Annotated in this window: 10 protein-coding genes; 3 read left to right on the forward strand and 7 right to left on the reverse strand. The window is 64.9% G+C overall.

Going from position 1 to position 12,749, the window contains the following annotated elements:
- Positions 1 to 86: 86 nt before the first annotated feature.
- The 5 genes from ACTIFE_RS02810 to ACTIFE_RS02830 all read right to left on the reverse strand — a co-directional run bounded on the left by ACTIFE_RS02810 (position 87) and on the right by ACTIFE_RS02830 (position 5,504).
- Positions 87 to 1,205, reverse strand: a complete 1,119-nt coding sequence (locus ACTIFE_RS02810; RefSeq protein WP_439527649.1) for a LacI family DNA-binding transcriptional regulator — start codon at positions 1,203 to 1,205, stop codon at positions 87 to 89.
- A 128-nt stretch (positions 1,206 to 1,333) separates the two neighbouring features.
- The gene (locus tag ACTIFE_RS02815) at positions 1,334 to 2,512 is read right to left on the reverse strand and encodes an NAD(P)/FAD-dependent oxidoreductase (RefSeq protein WP_439527650.1); all 1,179 of its coding nucleotides are present in this window, start codon (positions 2,510 to 2,512) and stop codon (positions 1,334 to 1,336) included.
- Positions 2,513 to 2,578: 66 nt separating this feature from the next.
- Positions 2,579 to 3,601, reverse strand: a complete 1,023-nt coding sequence (gene choV, locus ACTIFE_RS02820) for a choline ABC transporter ATP-binding protein (RefSeq protein WP_439527651.1) — start codon at positions 3,599 to 3,601, stop codon at positions 2,579 to 2,581.
- On the reverse strand, positions 3,601 to 4,446 hold the full coding sequence (choW, locus tag ACTIFE_RS02825; protein WP_439527652.1) for a choline ABC transporter permease subunit: 846 nt from the start codon (positions 4,444 to 4,446) through the stop codon (positions 3,601 to 3,603). Before choW ends, choV begins: the two co-directional genes overlap by 1 nt.
- Positions 4,447 to 4,535: 89 nt before the next feature.
- Positions 4,536 to 5,504: a choline ABC transporter substrate-binding protein gene (locus ACTIFE_RS02830; protein WP_439527653.1), complete on the reverse strand. Its 969-nt coding sequence runs from the start codon at positions 5,502 to 5,504 to the stop codon at positions 4,536 to 4,538.
- A gap of 237 nt (positions 5,505 to 5,741) precedes the next feature.
- Here ACTIFE_RS02830 and betI point away from each other — a divergent pair, with 237 nt between their 5' ends.
- From betI to betB, 3 genes are all read left to right on the forward strand, one after another.
- Positions 5,742 to 6,377, forward strand: a complete 636-nt coding sequence (gene betI, locus ACTIFE_RS02835) for a transcriptional regulator BetI (RefSeq protein ID WP_439527654.1) — start codon at positions 5,742 to 5,744, stop codon at positions 6,375 to 6,377.
- Positions 6,374 to 8,035, forward strand: coding sequence for a choline dehydrogenase (gene betA / locus ACTIFE_RS02840; RefSeq protein ID WP_439527655.1), 1,662 nt, complete (start codon positions 6,374 to 6,376; stop codon positions 8,033 to 8,035). The genes betI and betA overlap by 4 nt, the downstream gene beginning before the upstream one ends.
- Before the next feature lie 91 nt (positions 8,036 to 8,126).
- Positions 8,127 to 9,590, forward strand: coding sequence for a betaine-aldehyde dehydrogenase (gene betB / locus ACTIFE_RS02845; protein ID WP_439527656.1), 1,464 nt, complete (start codon positions 8,127 to 8,129; stop codon positions 9,588 to 9,590).
- 264 nt (positions 9,591 to 9,854) lie between these two features.
- Here betB and ACTIFE_RS02850 read toward each other — a convergent pair whose 3' ends face one another.
- Positions 9,855 to 11,018 carry an iron-containing alcohol dehydrogenase gene (locus ACTIFE_RS02850; RefSeq protein ID WP_439527657.1) on the reverse strand — a complete coding sequence of 388 codons (1,164 nt, stop codon included), beginning with the start codon at positions 11,016 to 11,018 and terminating at the stop codon, positions 9,855 to 9,857.
- 309 nt (positions 11,019 to 11,327) lie between these two features.
- Positions 11,328 to 12,716: an aldehyde dehydrogenase family protein gene (locus tag ACTIFE_RS02855; RefSeq protein WP_439527658.1), complete on the reverse strand. Its 1,389-nt coding sequence runs from the start codon at positions 12,714 to 12,716 to the stop codon at positions 11,328 to 11,330.
- Between the last annotated feature and the right edge of the window lie 33 nt (positions 12,717 to 12,749).

A 12,749-nucleotide genomic window follows, 5' to 3' on the forward strand; every position in this document is an offset into this window, starting at 1 on the left:
AGGTTTAGATATGTCCACTGCCGGCCCCTGCGTCAATGGGCAAGGCGGCGGGAGCAGACAAAATCTGACATCCGGGTTCAGCGAATTCAGAGCGCGCCGTGTTTGGCGAGCCTGACCGGGGCAATTGCGTCGGTGCAGGGCCTGTCGGCACTCGCTCCAGTCTGCGGCGGCAGGTTCTCCGGCAGGAAGATGTCGATGCCGATCCGCTCCTGCGCATCGAGGATGGGCTGGCCATCGATGAGAGCTTTCAGCACCCGGACGGCGCTGCGAATCTCGTGCCCCGGATCCTGAGCGATCAAGGCGGCAATGGTGCCGCGCTCAAGTGCGACGCGGGTGTAGGGCGTCAGTTCATGGGCGATGAACGTGACACGGCCAGCCTGGCCAGCTTCCTCCAGCGCGGCAATGACGCCCCGGTTGCCGGCGCCGATGTTGTAAAGGCCCGCGAGATCGGGATGTTCGGCCAGAAGCTTGCGGGTGAGGTCATAGGTCCGGTCGTTGTCGTCACGGCCCTCGCGGACACGGACCGGCTCGAACTCGGGATAAAGCTCTTCAAAGACTTCCAGGCAGCCGCCGTGGCGTTCGGCATGGTCCCGCAGGCCCAGCGAACCGGCGATGAAGCCGATCCGGGCCCGGTGCCCCTGCCGGTTGCCAGCAAGAAAGCGGCCCAGCAAGCGTCCGGCCACCCGTCCTGCCGCCATGTTGTCGATGCCGACGAAATGCGCCCGTGCCGAGGTTGGATGATCGGAGACCAGGGTCACCACGGGGACGCCGCGCAGGGTCAGCCGGTCGATGGCGGCACGTACTTCCGGCGAGGAGGGCGCAACGACGGCAACGCCGTCGCAGCCGGTGCGATCCAGCAGCGCCAGCGTTCCGGCGACCGAATGGCTGTCGAAGGCATCAATGTCCTGAACGGTGAGGGCGACCCGTTCACCGGCAACGCGCGAGGCGATGCGCTCGGCCTCCTGCCGCAGATCGGCCATGAAGGCGTTGGGACCGTTGGGGATGAGAAAGGTCAGGCGATAGAGCCGGCGCTTGGCGAGATTGGCGGCAAAGACATCGGGCGTGTAGCCGAGCGCTTTCACCGCAGTCTCGACCTTTTCAATGGTCGCGGGCCGGACGCCGGGGCGCCGGTTCAGTACCCGGTCAACGGTTGCCAGGCTGACGCCGGCTTTCCTGGCCACATCGTGAATGGTGATCCGCTGCATGATACATCGCCCTCAAACCCCACCTGAACTATATCGCAGGTGACAGGTTTGTCAGCCATTTTGTTGCAATGCAAAAAGCTGCGCCGGCTGAGGAGAGGAGCTGCTTTTCCGCCAATGAAGGGCGCAGCTCAGGCGCTGGCCCCGGCAGCATGGCCAGAGGCCCAGGCCCATTGAAAATTGAAGCCGCCGAGATGGCCTGTCACGTCAACCACCTCGCCAATGAAATAGAGCCCGGGTACATTGATCGCTGCCATTGTCTTTGAGGACAGGTCGTCCGTATCCACCCCGCCGAGTGTCACTTCCGCCGTGCGGTAGCCCTCCGTGCCGGCTGGCAGCAGCGACCAGGCATTGAGCCGGTCGGCGGTCTGGCGCAGCACCTTGTCCGAAAGATCGGCAAGGCGCCCGCCGAGGCCGTATTCGGTTGCAAGTTCCTCCGCCAGCCGGCGCGGCAGGATGTGGCCGACGGCGGTGCGGATGTCCTGACGGCCCTGCGCCTGCTTGGCGTCCTTTAGCGCGGCGAAGACATCTGTGCCGGGGGCAAGATCAACGCTGATCGGCTGGCCTTCCCGCCAGTAGGAGGAAATCTGCAGGATCGAGGGCCCGGACAGGCCCCGATGCGTGAACAGCAGGCCTTCCCGGAAGGATGTCTTATTGAAGCGCACAATGGCGTCCACCGACACGCCGGCGAGCTTCTGGCACAGGGCCTTGTTGGCGTCGGAGAAGGTGAGGGGGACGAGGGCCGGACGCGGAGGCACGACCTTCAGTCCGAAGCGCTTGGCGATGTCGTAGCCGATGCCGGTGGCGCCCATCTTCGGGATCGATGGTCCCCCTGTCGCCACCACCAGGGACGTCGCCTCGACGCGGCCGCGCGAGGTCTCGATCACGAAACGATCATCCGGCTTGCTGATGTCGGTGAAGCCAGTTTCCAGCCACAGTTTGCCGCCGGCCTTCTCCATCTCGGCGAGCAGCATCGTGATGATGTCCTGCGCGCTGTCATCGCAGAACAGCTGGCCGAGGGTCTTCTCGTGCCAGGGGATGCGGTGGCTGTCGACCAGCTTGAGAAAGTCCGCGGGCGTGTAGCGCTTCAGCGCTGAAACACTGAAACGCGGGTTCTGCGACAGGAAGTTCGCCGGGCTGGCATGAATATTGGTGAAGTTGCAGCGGCCGCCGCCGGAAATGCGGATCTTGTCCGCCGCGCGCTTGGCGTGGTCGAGGACGAGCACCGACCGGCCGCGCTTGCCCGCTTCGATGGCGCACATCAGGCCGGCGGCGCCAGCACCCAGGATCAGGACGTCAACTCGTGTCATGGCTGGCTTATAGCAAGAGGCGGATGACTTGCCTCCTGCTATTCGCAGGTCCGTTGCAGTCCAGTTTCAAGCCATGCAGCCGAGCAGTTCCGCCTCGCCGATCTGGCCGACAGGGCGACCGTTGTCGATGACGAGGACCGGACCCGAGCCCGCCCGCTTCAGGGCAATGACCTGGCGCAGCGGCGTCACCAGCTCGCAATTCGAGCTGCTGGTGGCGGAGGCGGCAACCGGGCTCATGATGTCCTGGGCGCGCAACACGTTGAGCGGGTTCATGTGGGCAACGAATTCCGCCACATAGGGCGTTGCCGGACGGCGGACGATTTCCTGCGGCGTGCCCAGCTGGATGACGCGGCCGCCCTCCATGATGGCGATGCGGCTGCCGATCTTGGCGGCCTCGTCGAGATCATGGCTGACGAAGATGATGGTCCGGTGCAGAGTTTGCTGCAGCTGGATCAGCTCGTCCTGCAGCTTGTCGCGGATCAGCGGATCCAGCGCGGAGAAGGGCTCGTCCATCAGCAGGATCGGCGCGTCGGTGGCAAAGGCACGGGCGAGGCCGACGCGCTGCTGCATGCCGCCGGACAGCTCGTGCACCTGCTTGTTGCCCCAGCCGCCGAGGCCGACCAGTTCGAGCTGTGCGGCCACGCGCTTGCTGCGCTCAGCAAGGCCCATGCCGGCGAGTTCGAGACCGAAGCCGACATTTTCGGCGACCGTGCGCCAGGGCAGCAGCGCAAACTGCTGGAACACCATGGCGACACGGCTGCGCCGCAGCCGGCGCAGGCGCTCCTCGCCGCAAGTCGCCGGATTGACGAGATCCTCGCCATCCCGCACCAAGGTCTCGCCCCGGATGACCGGATTGAGACCGTTGACGGCGCGCAGAAGCGTTGACTTGCCGGAGCCGGACAGGCCCATCAGCACGATGACCTCGCCGGGCTGGACGTCGAAAGTGGCGCCTGCGACACCGAGTGTCTGGCCGGTCTCGTCCTGGATCTCGCGCCGGGTTTTGCCGGCATCAATCAGCGGCAGCGCCTTGTGTGGCTTGGTGCCAAAGACGATGTCGACATTGCGGAAGGAAACGATCGGATCGCTCATCAGCGGCCTCCCGTCGGGCGGCCGAGCCGGAAGAACCGGTCGAGCACGATGGCGATCAGGACGATGGCAACGCCAACCTCGAAGCCCATGGCGATGTTTACGGTGTTGAGCGCGCGCAGCGTTGGAACGCCAAGGCCATCAGCACCGACGAGCGCGGCAATCACCACCATCGACAACGACAGCATGATGGTCTGTGTCAGGCCGGCCATGATCTGCGGCAGGGCATAGGGCAACTCCACCTTCCATAACAGCTGCCAGCGGGTGGCGCCGAAGGCGTGGCCGGCCTCCAGAAGCTGGGTCGGTGTGGAAGAGACACCAAGCTGGGTCAGTCGGATCGGCGCGGGCAGGGCGAAGATGACCGTGGCAATGAGGCCCGGCACCATGCCGAGGCCGAACAGGATCAGCGCCGGGATGAGGTAGACGAAGGTCGGGATCGTCTGCATCAGATCAAGAACCGGCTGCAGCGCCGTGTAGAAATTCGGCCGATGGGCGGCCAGCACGCCGATCGGCACGCCGACGGCCATGCACACCGTGGAGGCCCCGAGCACCAGCGCAAGGGTGTTAGTGGTTTCTTCCCAGAAGCCCAGATTGATGATGATGAGCAAGGACCCGAGGACGAAAAGCGGGAAGCTGATATTCCGGCGCACGACGAAGGCAAGAACCGTCACGGCGCCGACGACCACCAGCGGATCCGGTGTCTGAAGGACATAGAGAATGGCACCGATCATCGCTTCGAGACCGACGGCAATTCCATCAAAGAACCAGGACGCATGGGTTGTCAGCCAGTCGACGAGGGCCTTGGCCCATTGCCCGAATGGCAGCTTGTGGCTCGTCAGATAATCCAAGGGTCACCTCTCCCAGCTGAGGTCAGGTCCGCAACAGGTGCGGGTCCGGCTGGCCGCAGCGCGCCGCGGCCAGCCGGACGCTGCTTGTCTCAGAGGCCGAGGGCCAGCTTGACCGCGTCCATGGCGCTCTCGCCGTCGCGGGTCTTGACGTCCTTGAGCCAGCCCTCGATGAGCTGCGGGTTGGCCGACAGCCAGCTCTGGGCGGCAATGGCCGGATCCTGGCCACCGTCGAGGATCTTGCTCATGATCTCGTTTTCGAGCGCCAGGGTGAAGTTCAGGTTCTTCAGGAACTGGCCGACATTCGGGCATTCCTCAAGAAAGCCCGCGCGCACGTTGGTGTAGATGGTCGCGCCGCCGAGATTGGGGCCGAATACGTCGTCGCCGCCCTCGAGATAGGCGATCTCGAAATTCGAGTTCATCGGGTGCGGTTCCCAGCCGAGGAAGACGACATCTTCCTTGCGCTTGGTGGCGCGGGAGACCTGGGCCAGCATGCCCTGCTCGGAGGACTCGACGATCTGGAAGCCCTTGAGGCCGAACTGGTCGCCATCAATCATGCCGAGGATGAGGCGATTGCCATCGTTGCCGGGCTCGATGCCGTAGATCTTGCCGGCAAGTTCCTCCTGGAACTTGGCGATGTCGCCAAAGCTCTTGAGGCCCTTGTCATAGGTGTATTTCGGCACGGCGAGGGTGTATTTCGCCCCTTCGAGGTTCGCCCGCACGGTTTCAACGGACTTGTCATCGCGATAGGGCGCAATATCGGCCTCCATCGTCGGCATCCAGTTGCCGAGGAAGACATCAATGTCCTTGTTCTTCAGCGACGCATAGGTCACCGGAACGGACAGGACCTTGACGTTGGTCTCGTAGCCGAGCGCCAGGAGGATGGTGGAGGCAACAGCGGTGGTCGCCGTGATGTCGGTCCAGCCGACATCCGAGAACCGCACGGTCTTGCAGCTGTCCGGTTCGGCGGCCTGGGCGTGTGTTGCAGTCGCCAGTCCCAAGGCGCCAGTCATGGCCAGGGCCAAGGCTGCGCCGGTGATGGAAGTGAATACGCGCTTCATCCGGTTGTCTCCCGCTGTTGTAGGCGCCCCGGTACACGGGGGCGTTCGCCGGTGTTCAGTCCCAATGAACCCCGGACGGACATCTCAAACAATGGGCAACCGATTGATTTAGCCGTCTTTGCGGCAGGTTTGCCCCTCTGGTGAGACTTAATGAACCATTGACCATCGGCTTTGGCAAGTTTTGATTGATTGATCGTTCAATTAAAAATAATCATTTACGACCACCGGGAGAACGACATGCCAAGGATCGGGATGGAGGCGGAGCGCAGGCGCAGCCTGATCGCGGCGACAGTCGATGCGATTCACGAACAGGGCTATTGCGACGTGACCATTGCGCAGATCGCGCGCAAGGCCGGCGTATCAGGCGGGCTCGCGCATCACTATTTCGGCTCCAAGGATCAGTTGCTTGCCGCCACCATGCGCCATCTGCTGCATGAACTGGGCGAGGGCATCCGGGCGCGGCTGGCGGAAGCAGAAACGCCGCGCGCGCGCCTGTCAGCGATCATCGCCGGCAACTTCGAGACGGGACAGTTCCGCGAGGCGGTGATTGCCGCCTGGCTGGCGTTCTATTCACAGGCCCGCACCAATCCGGCCAGCCAGCGCTTGCTGCGCATCTATTCTGCCCGCCTTGTCTCGAACCTGACGCACAGCCTGCGTAGCTTTCTGCCATTGGCTGAAGCGCAGCTGGTGGCCGAGGGCACGGCCTCGATGATCGACGGGGTGTGGATCCGCCGCGCGTTGAAGGAGGCGCCGCCGGATCCCGAGGCTGCCATCCGCCTCGTCGAGGACTATGTCGAGGCGCAGATCCAGTTGCACAAGGCCCGCTCGTCCGGAGCTGCTGTGACCTTTTCCGATCCGGAGCCCTTTGCATGAGCGACACGTTTGACTTCATCATCGTCGGAGCGGGTTCTGCGGGCTGTGCGCTGGCCTATCGGCTGTCCGAGGATCCGAAAAACCGGGTGCTGGTGCTGGAGTTCGGCGGGACGGACGCCGGGCCTTTCATCCAGATGCCGGCGGCGCTGTCCTATCCGATGAACATGAGCCGCTACGACTGGGGCTTTGAGAGCGAGCCCGAGCCGCATCTGGGCGGTCGCATTCTGGCGACCCCGCGCGGCAAGGTCATCGGTGGCTCGTCTTCGATCAACGGCATGGTCTATGTGCGCGGCCACGCGCGCGACTATGACACCTGGGAAGAGATGGGCGCCATCGGCTGGGGCTACCGGCACGTGCTGCCCTATTTCCAGCGCCAGGAGGAGACCCCGACCGGCGACGATGGCTTCCGGGGCCGCTCCGGTCCGCTGCATGTGCAGCGTGGCACCAAGTGGAACCCGCTGTTCGATGCCTTCATCAAGGCCGGCAAGCAGGCGGGCTACGAGACCACGGCCGACTACAACGGCCAGAAGCAGGAGGGCTTCGGCGACATGGAGATGACCGTGAAGAACGGTCAGCGCTGGTCCGCCGCCAATGCCTATCTGAAACCTGCCTTGAAGCGCGGCAATGTCGAGATCGTCAAGGGCGCTTTCGTCCGCCGGGTGGTCATCGAGAACGGGCGGGCAACGGGCGTCGAGTACCAACGCGGCTCCGGCGCGCCCGTCACGGTGCGGGCGGCGCGGGAAGTGATCCTGTCGGCCTCGTCGATCAACTCGCCTAAGATCCTGATGCTGTCGGGCATCGGACCGGCAGCGCATCTGCGCGAGATGGGTGTCAACGTGGTTGCTGACCGGCCGGGCGTCGGTGCCAACCTGCAGGACCATCTGGAACTCTATATCCAGCAGGCCTGCACCCAGCCGATCACGCTCTACAAGCACTGGAACCTTGTTTCCAAGGCTCTCATCGGGGCGCAGTGGCTGTTCACGCGCAAGGGCCTCGGCGCCTCGAACCAGTTCGAGGCCTGTGCTTTCATCCGCTCCAAGGCCGGCGTCGAGTATCCCGACATTCAGTATCACTTCCTGCCTTTTGCCGTGCGCTATGACGGCAAGGCGGCCGCCGAGGGGCATGGCTTCCAGGCCCATGTCGGGCCGATGCGCTCCAAGTCACGTGGCCGCATCCGCCTGACATCGGGTGATCCGCTGGCCAAGCCCTCGATCCTCTTCAACTACATGTCGCATCCCGACGACTGGGCCGATTTCCGCACCGCGATCCGGCTCACCCGCGAGATCTTCGGGCAGGAAGCCTTTGCGCCCTATCGCGGCCGCGAGATCCAGCCCGGTGCCGGCGTAGAGAGCGATGCGGAGCTCGACGCTTTCATCCGCGCGCATGTGGAGAGCGCCTATCACCCCTGCGGGTCCTGCCGCATGGGGGCTGCGAGCGATCCGATGGCGGTGGTGGATCCGGAATGCCGGGTCATCGGCGTCGAGGGCCTGCGCGTGGCCGACAGCTCGATCTTCCCGCAGGTGACCAACGGCAACCTCAATGCCCCGTCGATCATGGTGGGCGAGAAGGCCTCGGACCACATTCTCGGCAAGGCGCCGCTTGCGGCCTCCAATCTGGAGCCCTGGATCCATCCGCAGTGGCAAACGCGCCAGCGCTGAGCCATCCTGCGACCCAACGAACAGCAGGAGGCGTCTGCCAAGGCGGTGGCCGGTCCTGTTTCCCTCCTGACCGACTTGCAAGGACGACCTCATGCGCGCCCAGCCCCGAGCCTCCCATTTCATTGGCGGCGGATATGTCGAAAGCCCGAATGGCGCGGCCTTCGACAGCCTCTATCCCGCCACCGGCGAAGTCATCGCCCGCCTGCATGCCGCTGATGACCTGACCATCGAGGCCGCCATCTCCACCGCACGCGAAGGCCAGAAGATCTGGGCCGCCATCCCGGCAGCCGAGCGGGGCCGCATCCTGCGCCGGGCGGCGGAGATCCTGCGCGCCAACAACCGCGCCCTGTCCGAGCTGGAAACGCTCGACACCGGCAAGCCGCTGCAGGAAACGTTGATCGCCGATGCGGCCTCCGGCGCTGACTGCTTTGAATATTTCGGCAATCTCGCCGCCACGCTGACCAGCGAGCACATCGACCTTGGCGGTTCCTTCGCCTACACCCGCCGCGAGCCGCTCGGCATCTGCGTCGGTATCGGCGCCTGGAACTATCCGATCCAGATCGCCTGCTGGAAGGCTGCCCCCGCGCTTGCCTGCGGCAACGCCATGATCTTCAAACCCTCGGAAGTGACGCCGCTGAGCGCGCTGAAGCTGGCCGAGGCGCTGCTGGAGGCCGGCGTTCCGGCTGGCGTCTTCAACGTGGTGCAGGGCGCGGGCGAGGTTGGGGCCAAGCTCGTCTCGCATCCGGCGGTGGCCAAGGTTTCCGTCACCGGATCGGTGCCGACGGGCCGCAAGGTCGCGGGCCTTGCCGGCAGCAACCTGAAGCACCTGACGCTGGAACTCGGTGGCAAGTCGCCGCTGATCCTATTCGAGGATGCCCATCTCGACAACGCCGTCTCGGCGGCAATCAATGCCAATTTCTATTCCTCGGGCCAGATCTGCTCCAACGGCACCCGCGTCTTCGTGCATCGCAGCCTGAAGGACGCCTTCCTCAAGCGCCTGGCTGAACGCACTGCGAACGCCGTGCTCGGCGATCCGCTGGACGAGGCGACCAACATCGGCCCGCTCGTCTCCAAGCCGCAGCTCGACAAGGTGCTGGGCTACATCGAAATCGGCAAGGCTGAAGGCGCGCGGCTCGTCTGCGGCGGCGGGGAAGCCCAGGTGCCGGCGTTCCCGCAAGGCTGGTTCGTGCAGCCGACCGTGTTTGCCGATGTGACGGACGAGATGCGCATCGCCCGGGAAGAGATCTTCGGCCCGGTGATGTGCGTGCTCGACTTCGACAGCGAGGAAGAGGTGATCGCGCGGGCCAACGCGACCGAATTCGGTCTCGCCGCCGGTGTGTTTACCTGCGACATCCAGCGCGCCCACCGGGTGATCGGCCAGCTTGCCGCCGGTACTTGCTGGATCAACGCCTACAATCTCACCCCCATCGAAATGCCCTTCGGCGGCGTCAAGTCTTCCGGCATCGGCCGCGAGAACGGCCATGCCGCCATCGGCCACTACAGCCAGGTGAAGAGCGTCTATGTCGAGATGGGGGATGTTGCAGCGGCGTTCTGATCGTTCGTCGCCGGCTTGCCCAAGCGCTTGAGGTGAGGCTTCCCCCCCACCCCTTACCCCTCCCCACGAGGGGGAGGGGGGCGGCATGACCTCAAGCAGATTGAACTGCGTTCTGCGGGCAAGGCCTTTCAGCGCCCCTCCCCCTCGTGGGGAGGGGTAAGGGGTGGGGGGCGAACGGTTGCCGCCACACTCAAGCCCCTGAAAAACAAAACGGCCGGACACAAGGCCCGGCCATTTCTCATCGGTACTGCGGCGCGGCTCTTGTCAGAGCTTGCCGTCCAGCGCCGCGTCGAAGATCGACAGGGCGGCGTCGCGGGTCAGTTCGACCGGGTTGCCGCCGGCGGTCGGGTCGACGATGGCCATGTCGGCGATGAGGTCGCGCTTGGCGCCGTCGACGCCGAGGCCGCCGATGGTGTGCGGCACGCCGAGGTCGGAACGCATCTTCAGGATATGCGCCTGGAAACCGTCGAAGCCGCCGGCAATGCCGCAGAAGGCCGCCAGACGCTCGATCTTGGCCTCGATGGCCGGACGGTTGAACTTCAGCACATAGGGCATGAACACGGCATTGGTCATGCCGTGGTGCGTGTCATAGAGCGCGCCGACCGGGTGGGACAGGGCGTGGATGGCGCCGAGACCCTTCTGGAAGGCAACGGCACCCATGGCGCCCGCGCTCATCATGTGTCCACGCGCCAGAAGGTCGGAGCCGTTGGCGGCGACGATCGGCAGGTTGTGGATCGCCAGACGCGCGCCTTCGACCGCGATGCCTTCCGACATCGGGTGGTAGAACGGCGAGCACAGCGCCTCCAGGCAATGGGCGAGGGCGTCCATGCCGGTGCCGACGGTGATCATGCGCGGCATGCCGGTGGTCAGTTCCGGATCGCAGATGACATAGGCCGGCAGCATCTTCGGGTGGAAGATCACCTTCTTGGTATGGGTCGCCTCGTTGGTGACGACGCCGGCGCGGCCGACTTCCGAGCCGGTGCCGGCCGTGGTCGGGACGGCGACGATCGGGGCAATGCCGGCCGGATCGGCGCGGGTGTACCAGTCGCCGATGTCCTCGAAGTCCCAGATCGGGCGGGTCTGGCCGGACATGAAGGCAATCAGCTTGCCGGCATCGAGGCCGGAGCCGCCGCCAACCGCCAGCACGCCGTCATGGCCGCCGGCCTTGTAGGCGGCAACGCCTGCGGCAATGTTGCTCTCGACCGGGTTCGGCTTGACGTCGGAGAAGACGGCGCAGTCGATGCCATCGGCTGTCAAGAGGGCGACCATGTCGGCGATCATCGGCAGCTTCGCAAGGCCCGGATCGGTGACCAGCAGCGGGCGCTTCATGCCCGCGAGCTTGACGACGGCAGGCAGTTCCTTGATGCGGCCCGCGCCGAAGCGCACGGCGGTGGGATAGGACCAGTTCACGGACGGAAGAGCAGTCATGGGTCGGGCTTTCAGTCAGTTGGTGCGTTGGGGTCAACGCAGTGGATGGTGTTGAACGAGGAACAGGTCGGGCGTTGCAATCCCCCTCCCCCTTGAGGGGAGGGGTTAGGGGTGGGGGTCTGTGCCAACAGAAGCCAGCTTGTCGACGCCCGTTCCAGATCGCCCTTCCAGTCATTGCGGTCTCGGTCTGCTACCCCCACCCCCGACCCCTCCCCTCAAGGGGGAGGGGGGCGAGAGGCTTCGGCCAAGCGCGAGAGAGTTGCGGCATCGGGCTTCACCGACGAGCGATCCAGCCAGCGCCGCCCCTTTTTAATGCTCGAGGCGCAGGTGGTAGGACTTCGGGCGGGTCAGGTTGGCGAAGCCGACTTCCGACAGGGCGGCGCCCTTGCCGGTGTCCTTCACGCCGGTCCAGACAAGGCCGGGATCCACATAGTCGCAGCGGTTCATGAACACGGTGCCGGTCTCGATCTGGTGACCGATCTTCTCGGCAGCCACGGCATCCTCGGTCCAGATGGACGCGGTGAGGCCATAGGGGCTGTCGTTCATGAGCTGGATCGCCTCGGCGTTGTCCTTCACCTTCATGATGCCGACGACCGGGCCGAAGCTTTCCTCGCGCATCACCGACATCTGGTGATTGACGTTGGTCAGCACCTGCGGGGCGAGGTAAGGCGTGCCGGCCTTGTCCATGGCAAAGGCAGACATGTCGATATGGGCCTTGGCGCCCTTGCGGATCGCCTCTTCCGTCTGCTCGCGGACCCAGGTGGCAAAGCGGGTCTGGGCCATCGGGCCGATGGTGGTTTCCGGATCGAGCGGGTTGCCGAGCTTGTAGTCGCGCGTCATGGCGACGAAGCCGTCGACGAAGGCGTCGTAGCGGCTTTCGTGCACATAGATGCGCTCGATGCCGCAGCAGCACTGGCCGGAGTTGAAGAAGGCGCCGTCGACGAGGTTGGCGACCGCATAGTCGAGATCCGCATCGGCCATGACATAGGCCGGATCCTTGCCGCCAAGCTCCAGGCCCATGGTGGCGAAGGTGCCGGCCAGTGCCCGCTCGATGGCCTTGCCGCCGGCGACCGAGCCGGTGAAGTTGACATGGTCGATGACGCCGGAGCCGAGCAGCTTCTCGGTGCCGTCATGCGACAGCACGATGTTCTGGAACACGCCCTTCGGCAGGCCGGCCTTCTCGAAGGCAGCGGCAAAGCGCTCGCCGACCAGCAGCGTCTGCGCGGCGTGCTTGAGGATGACGACGTTACCGGCCATCAGCGCCGGGAAGATCGCGTTGCCGGCGGTCATGAACGGGTAGTTCCATGGTGCGATGACCATGACGATGCCGAGCGGCTCCATCTTCAGGTAGCGCTTGAAACCCGGGCGATCATTGCGTTCGATGTTGGCCAGCGCGCTTTCGGCAATGCTTGCCATGTAGCGGGTGCGCTCGGTAAGGCCGTTCTTCTCGCCGCCGTAGCGCACGGGGCGGCCCATCTGCCAGGCCAGTTCGGTGACGATGTCGTCGTTCATCGCCAGGAGGGCATCAAGCGCCTTGAGGCAGAGGTCAACGCGGGTGGCAAGCGGGGTCGCGGCCCAGCCGACCTGCGCGCTGCGGGCGGCGGTGACCACCCGTTCCACCGCGACAGCGTCCAGCGCCGCGCGTTCCGCATAGACCGATCCGTCGACCGGGGAGATGAGTTTGATCGTGTCCGACATGGGTCACCTTCAAGAAACACCGCCGGGTGCCGG

The organism is Pannonibacter sp. (assembly GCF_051860505.1).
GTDB lineage: Bacteria > Pseudomonadota > Alphaproteobacteria > Rhizobiales > Stappiaceae > Pannonibacter.